Genomic DNA, 19,891 nt, shown 5'->3' with positions numbered 1-19,891 from the left:
AGCGCATCGCACACCCCGCCCCCCACCCACACCTGTTGAAGGGTTCTCGTTTTGACCACACCCGGGCCTACCAGACCAGCGCGCACCAAGGGCGGCGAACTACGGGCCAAGGTGGCCCGACTGCTGGCCGACCGGCCGGCGGACAAGCTCACCATCGGGGACATGGCCAGGCATCTGGGCCACTCCCACGGCGCCGTCCGCAACGCCGCCCTCACCCTGGTGCGACGCGGCGAGGCCGATCAAAGCGGGACCGGACAACCGCAGTTCCGCGCGAACGCGAAAACCGCCGCAGCCGCGCAGAGGGCTGTGATCAGTCCAGCGGGCACCCACTCTCCCCGCGCCCAGGCGGCCACGACCCGTACGACCTACACCGCAGCAGCCGCGCCCAGGCAGACCGGCCCGATCCGCCGCGCGGGGGGCCAGCTCTACCACCCCCGGGAGCTGGCCGATCTGCCCGACGTCGAGGCGTTGAATCGCTTGCGTGACGCCGACGTGCCGGTGCTGCTCTACGGCCCTCCGGGCACCGGCAAGACGAGTTTGGTCGAGGCGGCGTTCCCGGACCTGCTCACCGTCGCCGGTGACGGCGACACCACGGTCGGCGACTTGATCGGCGAGTACACACAGGACGACGCGGGAGCCTACGTCTTCCAGTACGGTCCGCTGGTCACCGCGATGACCGAGGGCCGCGCCCTGCTGATCGACGATGCCACCTTGATCTCACCGAAGGTCCTGGCGGCGCTGTATCCCGCGATGGACGGGCGCCGGCAGATCCAGGTCAAGGCGCACAAGGGCGAGACGATCAAGGCCGAGCCGGGCTTCTACGTGGTGGCGGGCCACAATCCCGGCGTCCACGGGGCGGTGTTGACGGAGGCGCTCGCGAGCCGGTTCAGCGTGCAGATCCAGATCGGCACGGACTACGACCTTGCCCTGGCCTTGAGGATCGATGCCCAGGTGGTCCGGGTCGCCCGAAATCTCGCCCAGCAGGTCGAACTCGGCGAGCTGGGCTGGGCCCCCCAACTGCGGGAACTGCTCAGCTACCAGAAGACCGAGGCCGTCCTCGGCACCAAAGCCGCGCTCGCGAACCTCATCGGCATCGCTCCTGTGGAGGATCGCGACGCCGTCGCCGACGCCGTCATGAAGGCTGTCGGCATCAACAAGATTGCACCTCTCACCCTCGGCAAGCAGCTCCCCGCCTCAGCCGCCCGGCAGCCTCCGGGCAGCACCGGCTCCGCACACCGGGGCCGCCCGCGATGAGTGCCCACCACCACATCCAGTCCACGCCGGAAGACGACGCCGACCTCGCGCGCTGGGACGACGACGGCGCCCCGCCCGCGCAACCCCGCTCCTCCCCGGCCGCGTGGCTGCGCGTGGGAGCCGAACTCGGCGACCGGCTGGTCGCCCTTTCCGGCCGCCAGGACCTCCTCGTGACCTGCCGCCCCGGCACCCGCAGCGGCGCACCGGCCGCCTATTTCCCCACGCTGGGCGAGGTCGAGTTCGACGCCCGCCTGTTCGCACCCCTCCAGCCCCACGAGATCCATCCGCGGCTCGTGGGCGACGAGGAGCGGTATCCCGCAGCTTGGGGCGTGTTCGTCCACGAGGCCGCGCACGCGGCCCACTCCGTCTGGACACAGCCTGCCGGAGCCAACCCCCGCGTCGTCGAGGCCGCGCTCCTGCTGGAGGAGAGCCGCGTCGAAGGCGCGCACCTGATCACACGGCCCACGGACCGCACGTACCTGCGCACCAGCGCCCGAACCCTGGTCATGCCCGACATCGCCCACCCCACTCTCCAGGGCATCGAGCAGGCCGCCGCCGCGGCAGCCCTGATCCTCGGCCGCCAGGACGTCGGCATCCTGGACGCCGGCGAGACCCGGGCCGTCGCCGATCTGTGCGAAAAGGTGCTGGGCGCCAACCTGCTGACCACCCTCACCCGCATCTGGACCGCAGCCCACCAGTGCGCCGACCACGACGCCACGACCATGCTCGCGCACGGTCAAGAATGGTGCGCCGCTCTGGACGCCGCGGCCCCCGCCCTGCGCGTGCCGGAGGGCCTCTCCGATCTGCTGACCGGCGCCGTGAAGGTCGTCATGGACCACGCGGCAGCCACCGACGCGGCCGACCTCGCGGCACAGGACGCAGCGGCCAACGCCATGGCGTCACGGTCCGAGGCGCAGGCTCAGGACCGCGCCCAGCGGGCCCGCCAGCGACGCAAAGCCGCCGCCACCGCCAAGTCGGTCTTCAACGCCCGTAGCACCACCGTCCACCCCGACGGCACACCGGCGCCCTCCGGCAACCCGGTCACCGGCACTCGCAGGCCCACCGCCGCCGAGCGGAGTGCCGCCGCGCGCCTGAGCCGCGCCCTGCGTGCCGCCGCCTACCGCGAGCGGACCGAGGAGCGGACCACAAGCCCCACCCCGCCCGGCCGCCTCAACATGCGCGCGGCCCTCGCCCGCGACGCTCAGCGCGCGGCCGGGTCGGTCCCCACCGCAGAACCGTTCACCCACACCCGCCGCCGGAACTCACCCACCCCACCACTGCGTGTGGGTATCGCCGTCGACGTCTCCGGCTCCATGCGTGCCGCCTGCAAGCCCGTCGCCTCCGCTGCCTGGATCGTGGCACGCGCAGCAGCCCTGACAGACCCCGACTCCCTTACCGCCGCCATCGCCTACGACCAGCACCTGACCGCACTGACTCGACCCACCCACCGAGCACCAGAGCGCGTGACGACGTTCGATGCCACCGGCGCCCACCACAAACTCGCCAACGCCATCGACGCACTTGACCACGGCCTCGAACTCAGCCACCCCGGCGCCGGCCGCCTTCTCGTGATCGTCACCGACGCCCACTACGGCAGCGACGAAACCGCTCAAGCCATCACCCGCGTCAAGCAGCTTACGACCGCCGGCTGCGCCGTACTCCAACTCACCCTCACCGCGGAATCCCGCCACTTGCCCGGGACCACCTTGCTGCACCTGCCCCAGCCCTCCAGCGCTCCCGCCGCCATCGCCAAGGCGGCCACAGACGCCATCCGCAGGACCCGCTGAGACGACGCAGAAGGCGGAAACGTCCCCGAGACCACCGCCAAGCACTCCAGACCACCCCCGTCCGTCGCATGACTCGTACAACCCCAACCGTCAACGAGAGGCACTCGATTTGAAGCCCCAGACCAGCAGCCCGACCTCGAACGTAACGCCCATCAAACGGAATTCCCCGGGGGTAAGTACGCACTGGACCGTGGAGCACGCCTGCTCCCACCGGGTAGATCACGATCTGTCCAACCGCCCCGCCGACAAGCGGGCCGGCTTCGCCCGTTGGCTCGCGTCGAAGGACTGCACCGACTGCTGGAAGGCGGCGCGCGACGCCGACTCCGAGTCCAAGGAGAAGTGGCTCGCGGAGAAGCGCGCCGAGGAGCAGGAGGCAGCCGCCACCTGGGCCAAGCAGTTCGACATGCCGCAGATGGAGGGCCCGGCCAAGGCCCTGGACTGGGGTGAGCGCTCCCGCCATCAGCTGATGATGGCCGCGCACACCGCCCTGGTCGTCGAGGGCAGTTGGGACGAGGCGGACTGGGCGGAGCTGGAGGAGAAGGCCCGCTCCATAACCCGTGCCGGTTGGTGGATCGACCAGCGTGCCGCCGAAGGCACTGACCTGCTCGAACTCCTCGACGCAGCCACCGAGGCGGATCGCGGGACGGAGAATCCGTTCCGCTGACGGCGGGGCAACATAGCCGGGAAACGCCGGTTAGCCAAACCGGCGTTCCTCCGGACTATTGATGCTCCCACCCCGACAGCCATCGCGTGGAAGGAACCGCGTGCTCCCTCCGTCCTGGGGCCATCAACCCACCCCCGTCACCGCCCTCACCCCCGACCCGCTCGCTCCCACCCGAGATATCACTCACGCCCACTTTCAGGCCGGAGACACCGTCGTCGTCCTCAAGGGGGTGGCCGGGGGAGAACTGTGGGGAGACTCCATGCGCATCGTCGCCCCCTCCTGGCACACCCCCACCGACGAGGACGGATGGCGACTGCGTGACCCCACCGGGGGTGCCCAGTCCTACGTCACCGCTCACCCCCGCTACCTCGTGCACCTCTCGCGCCGCTGCCCGGACTGCCTGATCTACCTGCGGGCCATGGAAGACGCCCTCCTTACGAGGTTCGCAGGCCGCGACGAGCTGATCGACTGCGGCTGGTACACCACCACCGCCCTGGGCCAGCTCGTGCACACCGCAGACACCAGGGGCGGCCGGTGACTCCCCCCACGAACCGCCCCGACCGTGCCGCTGCGCTCCACAAGGCCAGGGCCCGAGCCACCGCAACTGCGGACGATTCTGCCTGGCCGCTGCACCTGGGCGAAGACCTCCACGGCATCCGGGCCGACTGGAAAACCTCAGCCGAGGTGTGCGGGGATGCCGCCCGGGCGGCTCGGTCATCCGGCCGCAGCGTCCTGGGCCTGCTGTCCCCGGAGGATGTCCTCGCGACGCACCGTGATCCGATCACCACCCGCACCTTGGCGCATCTGTACCTGAGCGCCCTTCGGTTCGACTTCCGCGGCCTCACCCTCCAGCGCCTCGTCGAACAGCTCGCGCAAACCGCGCGTCAGCCGCTGGACTGCTACACCCGCGCCCTGTACGCCTTCGCGCTGCTGGGCCAGTCCCGCCCCGAGGGCCTGATGGTCATGGACGAAGTCCTCGCCTCGGCCGAGGAGCACCCCAAGAGCCTGCACGTCCTGCTGCACGGACTGTAGCTCGGCCAGAACCTGGAAGAGGGTGCGGAGCGCCTCCTGGCCCTCAGCTTGCGGCCCGCCCTCGCCACCGGCACCGGCACCGGCACCGGCACCGACCCGATCGTCCTCTTCCGCACGGCGGGTGCCCTGCGCCGGCTGGGCCGGTACGACGAGGGGCTGAGCGCCATCGACAGGGCGATCGACTGTCTTCCGCCAGGAGACATCTCGGTCCACGCCGACCTGGTGCGCGAGCGCTCGCTGCTCTGTGCAGCCCTCGGCCTTCATCAGCACCGGGCACCCACCCGCGCGTCGAGCGGGGTGCCGTCGTGATCCCCCGCCTGCATGCAAGGGCCCACTCGCCGCGCGAGCCGCTGGCCGAGGCGCTCGGGCGGCCCCTTTCCCCGAACGAGGGCCCGACGGAGCACACCGTGGTCGCCCACTGGCCGGGCCTGGACTACTACACCCCGGACGACGAGCAGAGGACCTGGACGTTCGTTGACCTCGAAGATCCGCACCTGGAGCATCCGTTCGCTGCCAGCCCGGACGACGACAGGCACGCGATCCTCCATCCCGACGTCCGGCTCCATCCGGACGACCGGGAGCTGACAGGTACCGAGTGGTTCGAAACCGCCCACCGGTTCGCGCGGGCCGCCGGTATCGAGGTGCCCGGCGCCGCAGAGCATGGGTAGCGGTGGATCGCTGTCCAGAGCCAGCCCGGACGTCTGGATCTGATCGCCAACCTGATCCATCTCGACGGCACCTGGCGCACCCCTCCCGCCGACATCCTGCGACGGCTTGCGGACGAAGCGCGCCGCATCGAGCAGAACCTGGACGCCGCTGCGGCCCATCTGACCCAGCCCCGGGCCGCCGCCGCACCGGCCGCGGCCCGGCGCACCACCCACCGATCTTTGTAGGAGCAACGTCTCTTTGCCCCGCACCACCGCCCGCTTGCTAGACATCCGCCGTGACCCGCACTTCGGCGAACTCCTCGCCCGCGGGGGCGACGCTGAGGCGCACAGCATTCTCCAGCGAGCGGGATTCGTCGCTGTCGTCCGCCTCCACGAGAGCTACCACCGCGCTCCCGCCGGCCTGACCGAGGACGAGGAGTCCCGTCTCGCCATCGACGCCGTAGGGCGCCTTCGGGCTGTCGGGTACAACGTCGGCTGCGACGAGCGCTTCGACACCGAAGCCCGCCCCGCGGCCTATCCCACGCTCGGCGCCTCGGTCTCCCACCTCGCAGAACGTCTCCGCGAGGCCACCGACACCGCCATGGCAGCCGACGTCCTCACCGAACTCACCGCGCCCCCCGACGGCATCCTCGCCGGGTTCGAGGAAACCCTCGGCGCCCTAGCGGAGTTCTTCGACGGGCTCGGCGACGCGAGCGATCCGTACACCGCCGGGCGCCTGCGCTACCTCGCCGACGCATACGTCCGCGTCATCCGCTCCGACCTCGCGCACACCCGCGGACGGCTGGCCGACCGGCACGCCCCTCACCCCGGCCGCCGCGCCTGCACAGAGCAGGTTCCCGACCATGAGCCCGAACGCTCCGCGGTGTGCGCCTGCCCGCCCTCGCCGCGTGCCATGCCAGCCCCGGCGCCGCCACCTCTCGGTGCCGTCCGCTTGCGCCGCTGAGCCCCTTCAACTGCCCAAGGACACCATGCACGACCACAGCGCCTCCGAGCGCCTCGCCTCCTATGCCGACGTCCTCGCTGGCGAACTCCCCGACACCTGGACCAGCGTCCACCTGACGGCCGATGCCAAGGACGACCTCGCCGAACTCACCGACCTCATCTGGGACCTGGACCTGGTCGCTGCCTCCCTGGCCGAACACCCCCTGCAGCAGGCAGCCGTCCTCAGCCGCTCTGACGACGGCGCCCGGCTCATCCTGATCGAGCGGCACGACGAACGCGACGGCTTCCTCCTCGCCGCCGTCGCCCCGCACGCCCTGCCAGACGAGGCGTACCGCGCCGTCCCCGAGCCCAACGGCATCGCCTTGACCGACGACCCGTTCCTCGGCGCCGGGCAGGTCGCAAATGATCTGCTCATCCGCTATGACCGCGCGCTCACCCAAGTCCGGCACAACGCCCTGGGCGGTATCCAGCCCTCCAAGCCGGACCAGGTCGTCCTGACCTGGCAGCCGGACGGCAGTGTCGCCACCGCCCCCGCCGACGACCGGGCCGGCACCATCCTCGCCGCCCACGGCTTCGTCCAGAACCCGCACAGCGGCATCTACCACCTGGAGGCCAACGACACCCAGGCCCAGGCCCACGCGTTGCGCGAGATCGGCCCGCAGCTCGAAGCGCTCGGTATCGGCACCGCCCTCCAGCACCCCGCCGGACGTCACGCGCCCACCTCCGCCCCGGCCTCCATGCCGCCGGCCCCCGCCGGCGCCCGCGCACCCACCACCAGGACGCGATGAGCCAGACAAAGCCCAACTTCTGGGTCCTGGAGTACGTCACCATCACCAAGGACCCCCGCACCGGCCCGGTCGTGGCCATCGGCGGCACCGAGCAGGCAGCCGACATCCTCCAGCGGACCGGCGGCTTCCTCTCCGCTCCCGGGCCCCGCGGGGACTACCACCGCGTTCCGCACGGCCTGCCCATCGAGCAGCAGCGCCTGAAGGCGACCACCGCCTCGCGCGCCCTGCACGCCGCCGGCCACAGCGTCCACCTCAACCCCACCCTGAACATGCTGGCCACCCCCGACGGCGACCGTGACGCAGCCCTGCGCTACCTCACCCAACTCGCCGAGCGGGTCTCGGCCGCCGAGACCAGCAGCGCGGTGGCCGAGGTCCTGACCGAGGTCGCTGCGCCCGTGCACGGGCTGCTGCCCCTGCCCAGAGAAGTGATCGTCCGTGCCTGGATCGCCGCCAGTGATCCCCACGGCGCCGCGCCCGGCGAGGAACCCGAGCCCATCGCACGGCTCGGTAGCACCGCCAACTCGCTGAACGAAGCCGCCCGCGCCATCCTGCACGCCCGCAACCACGCCGCCCGCCCGCAAGCCGTCCCCACCGAGGCGCAACGCGTCGGGCAGCGCCACCATCACTGATCGTCCACGCACCCGGAGGAGCATGTCCCACTCCGCCCCCTACCCAGTGAGACTGGCCGACGAGATCACCCGCCAGCTCGGCCAGCTCTCCGACCACCTCTCTCAGCTTCCTCCGCCCCAGGCAGCGCAGGTCATTGCCCGCGTCCTCGACCCGGACAACGGAGTCCTCGGCGGCGTCACTCACCTCGTCATCACCGGCAGCCACTTCGCCAAGAGCGAGGCGGAACGAGGCGCCCTGCCAGCGGAGGTATGGCTCGCCTTGGGCCGGGCCGCCAACGAACTGCACGACATCAGCCTGGACCTGGACGAGCACCAGGACCTCTTCCAGCACCTCGGCACCCGACCGGCCATCAGCGCGGCGAAACCTCCGGCTCCTGCCCCGCTCGTCGTACGGCGGCGCCGGTGAAGAAGAAGCAGTGGCAGGGCTGGGGGCCGGGCGAGCAGGCCGAGCAGCACTACCTCGTAGAGCCCCGTGCCCTGGCTGGCGGCGGTGACGTCCGGCACGTCTCGGAGTTCCTGCGCGCCTCGGGCTGGCGGGACAAGTCCAAGAAGGACGGCCCGCTGCTCATAGAGAGCCCGGACCGCGCCGTCCGCGTCGCCTACAACCCCTACATCCTGCCGGGCGGATGGACCATCCACGGCCGGGCAGGAGGCGCGACCGGCGAATGGTCTGCGCACCTGGGCCAGCAGACTCCGGTGGAAATCGTCGCCGGTCTGACCGACGCCCTCACCCGCCCCCGCCCCGCACACGCCCCCAACGTCTGGGCACCTCTGCAGGAGCAGAACTGGCACACGCGGTTCGAGGGCCAGGACTATATGGCGACCAGCCCCGACGGCACCGCGTGGATGCAGTACCGCCAGGGCATCGATGGCTCGGCGATGTGGTGGACCGGAGCGCAGGACAAGCAGGGCAACGGCTGGACAGCCAACTTCACACCGAACACGCCGATGCTCTTGGTCCAAGCCTTCTCCACCGAACTTGCCGACCCTAACCCGCTGATGCGCCCACGCGGACGTGTCCCGCACAGCACACAGATCCGGACCTGGTCGGTCTCCGTCAAACCCTCCCAGCTCAGCGCCTGGCAGCAGGCCCGGATCACAGCTGCCCGCGCCGCCACCTGGGCCCGCAACGCCCGGCCCCGCACCACCGCCCGCCCCTACACCCCGGCCGGCGCTGCCCGGACCCGCCGCTGACCTCCATCCTCATCTGAAGGAGCCCGATGCCTGCCCCCACTCCGGACACCCTTCGCGCCCTGACCGAAACGCTGTCGGACGTCACCGAGTACCTGCGCGAGAATCCCGACCCCGCCGAAGCCCTCGCCCTCGTCGAGCCGCTCCTCGACGAGTACACGGGCCTGCCCGTCCAGCTCGCCGACACCCTGCGTGCCCTCGCCCGCACCATCCAGGAACACCAGGCCATCCCACGCGCCGCGCACGTCAACCTCCTGATCGCCGAGCTGCGCACCGCCGCTTGGGAACAGACCGACCAGCACACCCTCCACTACGTCCTGGATGAGCTGCGCGCGCTCCACGACGACGCCGAGAGCGAGCAGGGGTGCAGCCGGTGCCGTTGAACGAGCGCCAGCTCGACGCCTTCGCCGGCAAGCACTCCGGGCAGATCCCCTTCGACACCAGCCCCCGCCACCTCGCCGGCCCGGGCGACGCCCGCCACGTCACCCACGGCCTGGCCGCGGCCGGATGGGCCACGGTCTCCGACCCGCTCAGCGCCGAGATCGTGATGGCCAGCCCCGATCACCGCTACCGCCTGCAGTTCGACCCGCAGACCGCCACCTCCGCCTGGTGGCGGCTGCGGGCCTCCCCCGGCGACAACGACCACGGCTGGTACGCGGAGTTCGGTGAACTCGTACCGGCCGAGGTCCTCACCGGCCTCACCGACGCCCTCATCACACCGCCCTCATCGCAACCGGACCCCTGGCAGCCCGTGACCAGCGCAGGCTGGCAGTACGAGGATGCCGGGAGAGCGTTCTCTCCGGACTCGCTGTGCCGGATCGAGCACCGCCCTATGAGTGAGTTCCATGAACGGCCGTCCTGGCACATCGAGGTCAGGACAAGCAGCGACGAATCATTCCCGGGCCCGCGGATCTGGCACGCCTTCCTCGACGAGCACGTTCCCGATCGCCTCGTCGGTGCCTTCCTGGGCGCGCTGGCCGACCAGAGCCCGCTGCAGCGCGGCATGTTCGACCGCACTGCCTACTACGGCGCCGTCCGGGAGCCGAGCCCGCTGCGCCCGCAGCAGGTAGTCGACGCGCACACCGCCCGGGTGAAGACGCTCCGCGCGCAGGCCCGCGCCGTGCGCCGTCAGCAGACTGCCCCCGCGACACCCCCGGCGCCCACGACCGCCGTCCAGTCGGCCGCCCGCCGCTGACCTCAAAGGATGCTCTCATCTCCCGCACCACGAACCACGGCCGCCGCACCTCGCTGCGGCGCCTCAATCGCTATCTGCGTCACAGCGAACGGATCCTGGCGTCCTGGGACGCCTTCACCGAGTTCAACACGGACATGGACGGCTGGCCCTTCGACGAGGACGCCTACGGCCGCCGGGCCGCCGTCCGTGACGCAGACACCGCCGCAGCGTTCGCTGGCATCCATCCTGGCGCACGCCAATTGCTGGCCACCGCCCGGCTTCAGCTCCAGCACCTGCCCGCACACCTCACGCGGGACAGCTGGCCCGGGCAGCTGACCATCCTGGAGGAGGCACTGAGCCACCTCGACGCCCTGGACGCCCGGTGGCAAGAGACCAGGGCCCAGCTCTCCGAGGGCACCGGACCGGGCAGCGCAGGGTATGTCGACGCGCTGGACGAGCATCACGCGGAGTGCTGGAGCTACCTGGACGACTGGGCCTGCCACGGCCGCGTCGTCCTCGACATCCAGGCCGCCGCACACCGAGCACCGTCCCGGCAGAAGCGCCCGCCGCTTCCCGCCCTGACGTCCCGGCGCAGCGAACACGGCGCGAGGGGACGGTGACCATGCCCGACCGCCCCGCCAACGTCGACATCGACTACATCGCTCCGCGCCACCTGGCCGGCGGCGGTGACCCCGCCTGGGTCACCGTCCCTCTCCACCGTGCCTTCGGCTGGAGCTACGGTCACGAGCCCCTGATGCCCCGCGTCCTGCTTTCCAGCCCCGACCAGAAGGCCCTCCTGCGGCTGGCGCCCGACCCCGACGGACGGTGGTGGACTCTGCAGCACGCCCCCGCGCCGGACCAGCCCGCCTGGTTCGCCAGCTTCGATGCCCGCACCCCCGTCGAAATGATCGCTGCGTTCACCGATGCGCTGACCGACCCCACGGCCGATCAGGCAGACAACTGGGATCCGCAAGAGCCGCTTCTGAAGGCAGGCTGGACCCCGTCCTACAACCACCACCGGCTCGCCTCACCCGACGGCACCGTCCGCGTCGAGGCCGACGAGACAACCGGGGCCTGGTGGGTCGACACCGCCCTCCGCGACTTCCGGGCTCTCCTGTGGCAAGCCCACTTCAGCGAGCACACCCCACCCCACCTGATCACCGCGTTCACCGCCGCGCTCACCGACCCGCGACCGGTGCCGCGCACCGCAGGCCCCTTCACCCTCCCCACTCGCAGCCCGGACCTCATCACCCTCTCGCACCGGGAAGTACCGGCCACGCAGATCGCCGGTGCCCTGGAAGAACGCATCCGCTCCCTCGCCGCACGCCGATCCGGCCTGCCGGCGGCGAGTACGCGTCCTCCGCAACGTCCGCAGGCCGAGCGCCACCGCCAGCGCTGATTCCTCCGTCCCCGCCTGGAAGCACCTAGCCTTTGCCCCCTTCCTCCAGCAGCAACACCGACGGATACGACCTTGTCCTGCGCCTCCTGCTCGGCGTGCTCGCCGTCGTCGTCCCCCTGTCCCACCTGGCCTGGCTGTCCGGCAACGTCACCGCCTCCCTCACCGGAGGCAGCTGGGCCCCCTACCAGCCGACCAACGCCTTGCTCCACCCCGAGCAGGTCTGGCCCGAGGCCGGGGAGACCGTCCTGCTCATCGGGGCACGCATCATTCCCGTTCTGCTCCTCCTGGCTCTCGGGGGGACGGCGGTCGCCCTGTGGATCCGGCACGAGAACCGCGGCGGCGACCGGAAGAAGATCACCGGCATGGCCAAGGCCAGAGACATCGAGCCCTTGCTGGCCAAGGCGATCACCGACAAGGCCCGCTCGCTGCGCCCGAGCCTGAAAGACGCTAAGCACATCGAAGCCCGCGACACCGGCATCCTCCTGGGCAACCTGCAGAACACCCGGCACGAGGTGCGCATGGGCTATGAAGATGTGGCCGTCGCCATCATGGCGCCCCGCTCGGGCAAGACCACCTCGCTCGCCATCCCTTCGATGCTGGCCGCGCCCGGCCCCGTCCTGCTGACCTCGAACAAGGCCGCAGGCGACGCATTCACCGCCACGTACGAGGCGCGCTCCCGCGTCGGGCAGGTGTGGACCATGGACCCACAGCAGATCGCGCACGCCGCACGCGAGATGTGGTGGAACCCCCTCGCCAGCGCGAAGACCCTGGACGGGGCGAACCGGCTCGCCGGACACTTCCTCGCCGCCTCGGTGGACGCCTCCCAGCAGGGGGACTTCTGGTCCAAGGCCGGCAGCAACATCCTCTCCCAGCTTCTCCTGGCCGCAGCGCTCGACGAGCGGCCCATCACCGACATCATGCAGTGGCTCGCCTTCCCCGCCGACCGCACCCCGCTCGACATCCTCCGCGACCACGACTTCGCCGCCGTTGCAGCACAGCTCAAGGGCACCGTCGAGGGCCCCCCGGAGACGCGCGACGGCATCTACGAGACCGCCCGCCAGTACGCCGCCGCACTGCTGAATAACGACATAGCCGCCTGGGTCACCCCGCTGAAGGACGCTCCCGAGTTCCGCCCGTCGGAGTTCGTCACCTCTACCGACACACTGTTCCTTCTAAGCAAGGACGGCGGAGGCGGGGCCTCGGCACTGATCGCCGCGTGCGCAGACTCCGTGATGCGCGCGGCCACCGCCCAGGCCGAGCGCGCCGGAGGACGCCTGGACCCGCCCATGCTGGCGATCCTTGACGAGGCCGCCAACGTGTGCAAGATCAGCGACCTGCCGGACCTGTACTCCCATCTCGGCAGCCGCGGAATCATCCCGATCACCATCCTTCAGTCCTACCGCCAGGGCCAGAAGGTCTGGGGAGACGCAGGTATGGACGCCATGTGGTCTGCCTCGACCATCAAGGTCATCGGCTCCGGCATTGACGACCCCGACTTCGCGGACAAGCTCAGCCGCTTGATCGGCGACCACGACGTGGCGACCACGTCTACCTCCCACTCGGAGTCCGGGAAGTCGACCTCGGTCAGCATGCGCCAGGAGCGGATCCTGCCCACCGACGCGATCCGCGCCCTGCCCAAGGGCACCGCGCTGTGCTTCGCCACCGGCATGCGCGCCGCCATGCTCGACCTGCGGCCGTGGTACCAGGAGCCAGGAGCGGAGGAGCTGTCCACGGCGTCCACCCGCGCGTCGAAGGCGATCACGGCTCGCGCCGTCGCGAAGCACGCGCCGACGCAGTCCGACTTCGGGACGGCCGCGTGAGCGACGCCCGGCTGCACCTGGTGCCGGTCCGCTCCCGTGAGGCGAAGGACTTCGTGCGCACCAGGCACCGTCACCACCCGCCGCCCGCCGCCCGCCGCCCGCCGCCCGCAGGACAGAATTTCGCGGCCGACGCCACCGACGAGACCGGCACGCTGCGCACCGTGGCTGTCATCGGCCGGCCTGTGAGCCCGTCACCTGGACGACGGCGCCACCCTCGAAGTCACCCGGACCGCCAGCGATGGTGCACCCAACGCGAACTCACGGCTCTATGGGGCCTGGTGGTGTGCGTCAAAGGCCCTCGGCTATCGACGGCTGGTCACCTACACGCAGAACAGCGAGAGCGGCGCATCGCTGCGCGGCGCCGGGTGGCTGGTCATCGCCACCCGGCCGCCCCGCACCGGCTGGCACACACCATCCCGCCCACGTACCGGCCACGGCAACGACCACGTCACCCGCCTGCTGTGGGAAGCCCTTTGACCGGCTCGGTTCCAGCACCTCAACAGGCCAACCATCTTCCCCACCCCCGGTACCGCCCGCATCCTCCCGGAGTTGTCCTGCACACCGTCGACTTGACCGAACACACCCGTCTCCTCGGCGAGGTCGTCCCCGAACTGGAGAAACTGTCCGCGGAAGCGGCACGAATCCAGGAGGGCGAGATCACCAAGCCCCTACGAGAGATCGCGCCCCTTAGCCTGCGGACGCACGAGCTGGCCATGAAGTGCACGCGGCAGGTGCACGACCTGTCGGTCAGCCAGTACCCCGCGATGAAGGACGGGGCCGAGAACCTGGTGCACCTCGTCGGCGCCTGCGCCCAGATCTCACTCGCTGCCACCCTGTGCAACCTCGCCATCCATCACCGTACCGAGACCGTGCTGTACGAGGACGCCGACCCCACCCCCGCCACCAGCCGGGATCAACTCCGCCGTGCCGGAGACGAGATGCAGCAAGCGGCCACCACCTACAGCATCGTGGCGCGACGGCTCTCCCGTCGCCTCGCCTCATTCTCGGCGCGCGTCGAGGACCGCCAGCTCATCGCCGAGGCTTTGGGGCCCAGCCCGCAGAAGGTGCCCTCCACGCCGTCGCCGCCCATCGCCCGGCGCCGCACCCGCTGACCACCCGCCAGAATTCAGCACCGTCATCCGAGGAGCTTCTACGTCTTCGAACTTCCCCACCGTGCATGATCTCGCCCGCGCCCTCGCCGACCAGCTCCACCCCGGGGCTGCTCCCCGGGACGTGACCGTCCGCTTCGGCGCCCGCCGACAAGCCCCCGTCGAGTACCGCAGCGCCAGTCGGGGCGGACCCGTGACGGTCTACGCCCAGGCGCTGCACGCCACCCTCTACGGTCTCCCCATGCGCGAGGAGTCACTACCCACCGCGCTGGACGAGCTTCTGCAGGCCACACACACCACAAACGCCCCGGACGCCGTCCTGTGGCAGGTCGCCGAGCAGCTTCGCAACGCCGCCGAGATCATCCAGGGCTACCAGTACCGAGCCCAGTGGGACCGGTATCCCGCCGATGTCGCCGAGCAACTCTCTGACGCTCACAACCGCGCACAGCACATCGCCCAAGCCCTCGATCGCGTGGCCCCTGTCTTCAGCCACCAGCCCACCGCACCGCGCGTCCCGGCCGCCCACTCCCAGAGTGCCGCCGCCCCCGTGGCCTCCCCTCCTGCACCGGCCACCCGCCACCGCTGACCTACCTCGACAGCCCACCTACCGATAGAGACCCCTCCTGGTCGCCACCGACCACCTCCAAACCCTCCTCGCCCAACCCCGATGCGCGCTCGGCGTGTTCGCTCCGGCCAGACTGCATCCGGCCCGCGCCGAACGTCATCGTCTCGATCAGCCGTCATGGGCCAGCGCCGACCTGCTCGAAATCAGCCTCGCCGACCATGACGCTGGCCTCTACGGGCTCGTCATCCAAACGGCCTACCGCCGCGCCCTGAGTTGCGGAAACGTCCTCGCCCGCGCCCAACTGACAGCCCCCGAGCAGGCCCCGGCACTCCCCGCTGCGTTCTCCCAAGCCCTGAATCCGCGCGCCACTGCGGAGACCTGAGCCCGCCCCACCACCCCGGCCCCGGTCCTGGCCCACATCTCGTCCGAAGTGGCCTCGCTGCACCAGCCCCTGCATGCCCTGCCCGCCAAACGGAGCGCATCCACACTGACAACGCGCATCACTGACGCCCAGGACCTCGTCGGCACCGCTCTGCAGCTATTTCCCACCCACAGCCACCAGGCATCGCGGCCCTCCCCCTACGGACCTGCTGCTCCTTCGCCGCGTCGCGCAGATCGCCAAGGCCGCCCAGGACGCCACCGCCGAACGGCTGCTCCTGCCCGCGCTGTGGTGAACCAGCGCCGCCAGGCCGCCGCCACAGCACGGCGGGGCGTCCTGATCGGGCCTCCAGCGCTTCAGTTCCTCAAGTCGGCCGCCGACCTCCTTGACGGCATCCCGGCCCTCTGCGACGCCGTATCCCGCCACTGGCCGGACTCCCCCTGCCGCTGACGAGACGGCCGCGATGCGCACACGCCTCCCCTTCCCTACACCCAGGACAGACCATTTCAGATCAGCCCCGATTCCGCGCCCTCTCCCTCGGCGCGGGAGTGCAATCCAGCACGCTCCTCACCCTGTCAGCCAAGGGAATTATTCCCAGAGTCGACTACGCGATTTTCGCCGACACCGGATGGGAACCCAAAGCAGTTTATGAACACCTTGACCGCCTAGAAGAGGAGATAGCCGCACCCGCCGGAATACCCGTACTCCGCGTGTCAGCCGGAAATATCCGCAACGACGCCCTGAATCCAGATCACCGCTTCGCTTCCATGCCGCTTCATATCCTCAATCAGGACGGGCGACCTGGAATGACCCGACGGCAGTGCACCGGAGAATACAAGATCAAGCCGATTAAAAAGAAAGTTCGCGAACTGCTCGGCTACCCCTACCCGAATCGCATCCCGAAGCACGTTTTCGTTGAGCAGTGGGTGGGGATCTCGACGGATGAATTCCATCGCGCGAAGGACGCGGACGTCAAGTACATGCGCAACCGGCACCCCCTCCTGGACATGTCCTGGAGCAGGGCCGACTGCGTGCGCTATCTGACCTCTCTGGGTCTCGCCGATACTCCGAAATCGAGCTGCCTGGGATGCCCGTTCCACGGAAATGCGCAGTGGCGGCAGATTAGGGACACCTCTCCGTCCGAGTGGACAGACGTCGTCGAGTTCGACGCGGCCATCCGGCAGGGCAATGCTCGCGCCAATGTCACCGGAAACAAGCTGCTCGGCGAGGCATTCCTGCACCGCTCCCGCGTCCCACTGAGCCAGGCGCCGATCGACCACGTCACCTCCGCCGAACGGGCCGCCTTGCGAATCAGCGCGGACGAGGCCGACGTCCTGGAGAACGGTCTCGAGGACGGCTGCTCGCCTTGGGCGTGCCGCGGCGACGCAGACGCTTTGACTCCGGACGACTTCGGGCTGGCCACGTGATACTCGACCTCTTCGCGGGTGCCGGTGGCTGGAGCAGGGCACTGCTTGTCCTGGGCGTGCGCGACATCGGCCTGGAATGGGACCACTGGTCATGCAAGACCCGCGCTGCGGCGGGGCAGTTGACCATCCGGTGCGACGTGGCGTCGTATCCGACCTGGCCTTTCATCGGCCGCACCCGCGGGGTGATCGCCTCGCCGCCGTGTCAGGCGTGGAGCATGGCCGGCAAGCGTCTGGGCCTGCTCGACCAGCCTCTGGTGCACGCCGCGGTCGAGGACCTGGCCGCCGGCCGCGACACCCGCGAACGCCTCCTCGCCGCCTGCCGCGACAAGCGCTCCCTGCTCGCCGCTGAGCCGATGCGTTACCTGTACGCGCTGAACACGGTCGGCGAGCCCGACTGGGTGGCCATGGAGGAAGTACCGGACGTGCTGCCTTTGTGGAAGCAGTACGCGGCTGTCCTGCGCGGGTGGGGGTTCTCCGTCTGGTACGGGATCCTCAACGCCGCCGACGTCGGCGTCCCGCAGACCAGGAAGCGAGCGATCCTCCTCGCCTCCCGCGTCCGTACGGCGCAGCCCCCGACACTCACGCACGCCCAGTTCGCCGAGCCGGAAACGCTGTTCGGTCCGGGCCGCGCCCGCTGGGTCAGCATGGCCGATGCCCTGGGATGGGGCGCGACCGACCGGCCCGTCCCCACCGTCTGCGCAGGCGGCGGGCCAGGCGGTGGCCCCGAACCGTTCCCGTCAGGCTCACGCAAGACGCTGTCCGACGCCCGTGAGCGCGGTACCTGGATGCCCCGGCCCGACGGAGTGGTCCTGCAGTCCCGCCGCGAAGGTGCCGGATTGGCAGGGCACGGCACACGCGAGAACCGAGCCGCCAACGCTCCGGCGCCGACGTTCACCGCCGAGGCGCACCGCTGGTCGTGGTCCCTGCGCAGTAACAATCAGGCAAACGCCACTGTCCGTCCGCTGTCCGAGCCAGCCGGCACACTGTTCTTCGGTCACCGCGCGAACGAGTGCACTTGGATCGCCGAGCCCGCTTCACCGCTGGCTGAAGAAACCGATGCGCCCACCACTCCCGAGCCGATCCGGATCACCGCCCGCGAAGCGGGTCTCCTGCAGACCTTCCCCGCCGACTATCCCTGGGCCGGCAACAAGGGCCAGCAGTTCTCCCAGATCGGCAACGCCGTGCCCCCGCTGCTGGCCGGCCACCTCCTCGCTCCGCACATCGGCGTCACCCTCGACCCCGACGACTTCACCCTCGCTGCCTGATGTCACCCACCCCCACTCCCGAACCAGACAAAGATGAGCTCAACGCCGTCCCACCGCCCCAGCCGGTGTTCCACGTCGAGCAGGCCCTCCTGGGAGCCCTCCTCCGCGACCCTCGCCTCCTAGACGAGGTGAGCGGCATCGCCGCCGACTCGTTCTCCACCGCCGCACACGCAGCCCTGTACGCCGCGATCAGCACGGTGCCGCGTCCCGACCCCGCCGAGCACGCGAAGAACACGAAGTGGCTCGACCGCGTCCGCGCCACCGCTCTGAAGGAGGCGCGCGGCCTGGACGCCACCTACCTGCATACCCTCATCCAGGTCTGCCCCTGGCACAGACACGCCCCCGCCTACGCACGCATGATCGAGGCCGAGCGCGCCCGCCGCCGCCTGCTGACGGCCGCCGAAAGCCTCATGCACACCGTCCACGACGCCAGCCTCCCGCTCCCCGTCCAGACGGTGCTCACCGAAGCCGACGCGCTCGCCACCGTCGTGGACGACATCGCGAACCGCTTTCCCCCGCGCTCCGGCGTCCTCCCCCGCACCGCGGCACCGCCCTCCGTTCGCACCCCGGACCCCACCGAGGCAGTCGAGGAGGAGAAACTGCTCCTCGCCACCGCCACCGCCCGCCCTGCCGACATCGAGTCCATCCGGTGGCTGATCCCCGCAGACCTCACCCTGCCGCTGCACGCCGGCCTCTGGCAGTGCCTGACCACCCTCGCCCGCCGCAACGAGCCCGTCGACCCCGTCACGGTCCTGTGGGAAGCCCAACAGCGCGGCCTGCTGGACGACGGCAGCGAACCAGGCGACGTCCTGCGCATGCTGGCCGAACCAGCCGGATTCGTCGAGCACTGGGCCGAACGCGCCCTGCAGCGCTCGCTCCTGGCCACGGCCGAGCACACCGCACGGCGCATCGAGGCATACGCCGACGACCCGGCGAACACCCCCTTCCAACTCGTCGTCGGCGCCCGCCGCGCCCTCGCAGACATCGACGCCGTCCGCACCCGCTGGCAGAACGCCACCCAAGCCACCCCGCCACAGCAGCAGCGACCGGCACCCGCCATACGCGCCGGCCCACCGACCACCACGTCCGCACACGCCGCTCGATCCACACGAGCAACCCGATAACTGCCAGGTACGCCGGTGGCCGGACCCCCAGGCCCGGCCACCGGCAGAACAGACGAGACCCCCACGTGACTTCAGCCATCGACGCCCATGTCCGCCTCGACACCCACCCCACTCACCCCAGCGCCGTGCAGGCCCACCTGACCGGCTCACAGGCCCATATCGCCGTCACGGCCCTGGAGGCCGACGGCTGGAGCATCGCCGACCCAGGCAGCCTGGTCCTCGCCCGCATCGACCACGAGGAGCCCTACTGGGCCAACGACGCAGCGAAGCACCTCGTCGCCGAAGGCATCACCGTCGACATCACCCCACAACTCCGAGCGGCCATCGACGAGGAATGGACCTGGCCGAACTACCCCATGCCGTGGCTCACCCGCAGCGAGATCCGCGAGGTCTCCGACCAAGCACAGAGGATCCACGATGACATCCATCGCGGCCAGCTCCTCATCCACGCCCACGCCCACGACGGCCACACCACAGTCGCCGTCGGCACCTACCTAGACCGGCGCGGCAAGTCCGTCCACCTGCACGGCGAGAACCACCTGCGCCAGATCGCCGATACCTTTGACTCACCCGCGCAGGCGATGCTCGCCTTCGAGCGATTGCACGCGGCCGAGATGCGCCCCGGACCGGCACCCCTGACCGACACCGAACGCGACGCCATCGCGGCACGCTCC

General features: G+C 70.4%; 24 protein-coding genes and 1 pseudogene. All 25 read left to right on the top strand.

Annotated elements, in window-relative coordinates; all coding sequences use genetic code 11:
* Positions 1–111 precede the first annotated feature (111 nt).
* Positions 112–1,254: an AAA family ATPase gene (locus GA0115242_RS38010; RefSeq protein ID WP_161353491.1), complete on the top strand. Its 1,143-nt coding sequence runs from the start codon at positions 112–114 to the stop codon at positions 1,252–1,254.
* On the top strand, positions 1,251–3,041 hold the full coding sequence (locus GA0115242_RS38005) for a hypothetical protein (RefSeq protein ID WP_093836215.1): 1,791 nt from the start codon (positions 1,251–1,253) through the stop codon (positions 3,039–3,041). Before GA0115242_RS38010 ends, GA0115242_RS38005 begins: the two co-directional genes overlap by 4 nt.
* 190 nt (positions 3,042–3,231) lie before the next feature.
* A complete protein-coding gene (locus tag GA0115242_RS38000; RefSeq protein WP_093836214.1) occupies positions 3,232–3,705 on the top strand; it encodes a hypothetical protein in 474 nt (157 codons plus the stop codon).
* Between the two features lie 100 nt (positions 3,706–3,805).
* Positions 3,806–4,243 carry a hypothetical protein gene (locus GA0115242_RS37995; protein WP_093836213.1) on the top strand — a complete coding sequence of 146 codons (438 nt, stop codon included), beginning with the start codon at positions 3,806–3,808 and terminating at the stop codon, positions 4,241–4,243.
* A 257-nt stretch (positions 4,244–4,500) separates the two neighbouring features.
* A complete protein-coding gene (locus GA0115242_RS42180; RefSeq protein WP_237549555.1) occupies positions 4,501–4,737 on the top strand; it encodes a hypothetical protein in 237 nt (78 codons plus the stop codon).
* 48 nt (positions 4,738–4,785) lie between these two features.
* Positions 4,786–5,046 (top strand): hypothetical protein, encoded by a 261-nt coding sequence (locus tag GA0115242_RS42175; protein WP_237549554.1) that lies wholly within the window; start codon positions 4,786–4,788, stop codon positions 5,044–5,046.
* Positions 5,043–5,405: a hypothetical protein gene (locus GA0115242_RS42675; RefSeq protein WP_311638783.1), complete on the top strand. Its 363-nt coding sequence runs from the start codon at positions 5,043–5,045 to the stop codon at positions 5,403–5,405. The genes GA0115242_RS42175 and GA0115242_RS42675 overlap by 4 nt, the downstream gene beginning before the upstream one ends.
* Before the next feature lie 238 nt (positions 5,406–5,643).
* The gene (locus GA0115242_RS37980) at positions 5,644–6,348 is read left to right on the top strand and encodes a hypothetical protein (RefSeq protein WP_093836212.1); all 705 of its coding nucleotides are present in this window, start codon (positions 5,644–5,646) and stop codon (positions 6,346–6,348) included.
* Positions 6,349–6,373: 25 nt separating this feature from the next.
* Entirely contained in the window at positions 6,374–7,135 is a 762-nt protein-coding gene (locus GA0115242_RS37975; protein ID WP_093836211.1) for a hypothetical protein, read from the top strand.
* Positions 7,132–7,764, top strand: coding sequence for a hypothetical protein (locus GA0115242_RS37970; RefSeq protein WP_093836210.1), 633 nt, complete (start codon positions 7,132–7,134; stop codon positions 7,762–7,764). Before GA0115242_RS37975 ends, GA0115242_RS37970 begins: the two co-directional genes overlap by 4 nt.
* 22 nt (positions 7,765–7,786) lie before the next feature.
* Entirely contained in the window at positions 7,787–8,170 is a 384-nt protein-coding gene (locus GA0115242_RS37965; protein WP_093836209.1) for a hypothetical protein, read from the top strand.
* Positions 8,167–8,958, top strand: a complete 792-nt coding sequence (locus tag GA0115242_RS37960; protein ID WP_093836208.1) for a DUF317 domain-containing protein — start codon at positions 8,167–8,169, stop codon at positions 8,956–8,958. Before GA0115242_RS37965 ends, GA0115242_RS37960 begins: the two co-directional genes overlap by 4 nt.
* Before the next feature lie 26 nt (positions 8,959–8,984).
* Positions 8,985–9,338 carry a hypothetical protein gene (locus GA0115242_RS41105; protein ID WP_161353489.1) on the top strand — a complete coding sequence of 118 codons (354 nt, stop codon included), beginning with the start codon at positions 8,985–8,987 and terminating at the stop codon, positions 9,336–9,338.
* Positions 9,329–10,150: a DUF317 domain-containing protein gene (locus GA0115242_RS37950; RefSeq protein ID WP_093836217.1), complete on the top strand. Its 822-nt coding sequence runs from the start codon at positions 9,329–9,331 to the stop codon at positions 10,148–10,150. The genes GA0115242_RS41105 and GA0115242_RS37950 overlap by 10 nt, the downstream gene beginning before the upstream one ends.
* A gap of 134 nt (positions 10,151–10,284) precedes the next feature.
* A complete protein-coding gene (locus GA0115242_RS37945; RefSeq protein WP_237549553.1) occupies positions 10,285–10,749 on the top strand; it encodes a hypothetical protein in 465 nt (154 codons plus the stop codon).
* Between the two features lie 2 nt (positions 10,750–10,751).
* A complete protein-coding gene (locus tag GA0115242_RS37940) occupies positions 10,752–11,528 on the top strand; it encodes a DUF317 domain-containing protein (RefSeq protein WP_093836206.1) in 777 nt (258 codons plus the stop codon).
* 32 nt (positions 11,529–11,560) lie between these two features.
* Entirely contained in the window at positions 11,561–13,348 is a 1,788-nt protein-coding gene (locus GA0115242_RS37935) for a type IV secretory system conjugative DNA transfer family protein (protein WP_093836205.1), read from the top strand.
* A gap of 195 nt (positions 13,349–13,543) precedes the next feature.
* Entirely contained in the window at positions 13,544–13,825 is a 282-nt protein-coding gene (locus tag GA0115242_RS42670) for an XF1762 family protein (protein ID WP_359340497.1), read from the top strand.
* Between the two features lie 92 nt (positions 13,826–13,917).
* Positions 13,918–14,460, top strand: coding sequence for a hypothetical protein (locus GA0115242_RS37925; RefSeq protein ID WP_093836204.1), 543 nt, complete (start codon positions 13,918–13,920; stop codon positions 14,458–14,460).
* Positions 14,461–14,521: 61 nt separating this feature from the next.
* Positions 14,522–15,043: a hypothetical protein gene (locus GA0115242_RS37920; RefSeq protein ID WP_093836203.1), complete on the top strand. Its 522-nt coding sequence runs from the start codon at positions 14,522–14,524 to the stop codon at positions 15,041–15,043.
* Between the two features lie 94 nt (positions 15,044–15,137).
* Positions 15,138–15,404: a hypothetical protein gene (locus GA0115242_RS40445; RefSeq protein WP_141721912.1), complete on the top strand. Its 267-nt coding sequence runs from the start codon at positions 15,138–15,140 to the stop codon at positions 15,402–15,404.
* Between the two features lie 545 nt (positions 15,405–15,949).
* Positions 15,950–16,828 carry a hypothetical protein gene (locus GA0115242_RS37910; protein WP_256089852.1) on the top strand — a complete coding sequence of 293 codons (879 nt, stop codon included), beginning with the start codon at positions 15,950–15,952 and terminating at the stop codon, positions 16,826–16,828.
* Positions 16,825–18,093, top strand: coding sequence for a DNA cytosine methyltransferase (locus GA0115242_RS37905; RefSeq protein WP_093836200.1), 1,269 nt, complete (start codon positions 16,825–16,827; stop codon positions 18,091–18,093). Before GA0115242_RS37910 ends, GA0115242_RS37905 begins: the two co-directional genes overlap by 4 nt.
* Entirely contained in the window at positions 18,093–19,217 is a 1,125-nt protein-coding gene (locus tag GA0115242_RS37900) for a DnaB-like helicase N-terminal domain-containing protein (protein WP_093836199.1), read from the top strand. Before GA0115242_RS37905 ends, GA0115242_RS37900 begins: the two co-directional genes overlap by 1 nt.
* 65 nt (positions 19,218–19,282) lie before the next feature.
* Positions 19,283–19,891, top strand: a pseudogene (locus GA0115242_RS37895) (hypothetical protein); the annotation flags it as partial.

Origin of the sequence: Streptomyces sp. SolWspMP-5a-2, from assembly GCF_900091845.1 — a bacterium.
GTDB lineage: Bacteria > Actinomycetota > Actinomycetes > Streptomycetales > Streptomycetaceae > Streptomyces > Streptomyces doudnae.
This window is presented reverse-complemented; position numbering and strand designations above follow the sequence as displayed.

Excerpts from the sequence above, each read along its gene's own strand:
- GA0115242_RS37975 (WP_093836211.1), top strand. The coding sequence starts at position 6,374 with ATGCACGACCACAGCGCCTCCGAGCGCCTCGCCTCCTATGCCGACGTC.
- GA0115242_RS38005 (WP_093836215.1), top strand. The coding sequence starts at position 1,251 with ATGAGTGCCCACCACCACATCCAGTCCACGCCGGAAGACGACGCCGAC.
- GA0115242_RS41105 (WP_161353489.1), top strand. The coding sequence starts at position 8,985 with ATGCCTGCCCCCACTCCGGACACCCTTCGCGCCCTGACCGAAACGCTG.
- GA0115242_RS37965 (WP_093836209.1), top strand. The coding sequence starts at position 7,787 with ATGTCCCACTCCGCCCCCTACCCAGTGAGACTGGCCGACGAGATCACC.
- GA0115242_RS37945 (WP_237549553.1), top strand. The coding sequence starts at position 10,285 with ATGGACGGCTGGCCCTTCGACGAGGACGCCTACGGCCGCCGGGCCGCC.
- GA0115242_RS37940 (WP_093836206.1), top strand. The coding sequence starts at position 10,752 with ATGCCCGACCGCCCCGCCAACGTCGACATCGACTACATCGCTCCGCGC.
- GA0115242_RS37900 (WP_093836199.1), top strand. The coding sequence starts at position 18,093 with ATGTCACCCACCCCCACTCCCGAACCAGACAAAGATGAGCTCAACGCC.
- GA0115242_RS37970 (WP_093836210.1), top strand. The coding sequence starts at position 7,132 with ATGAGCCAGACAAAGCCCAACTTCTGGGTCCTGGAGTACGTCACCATC.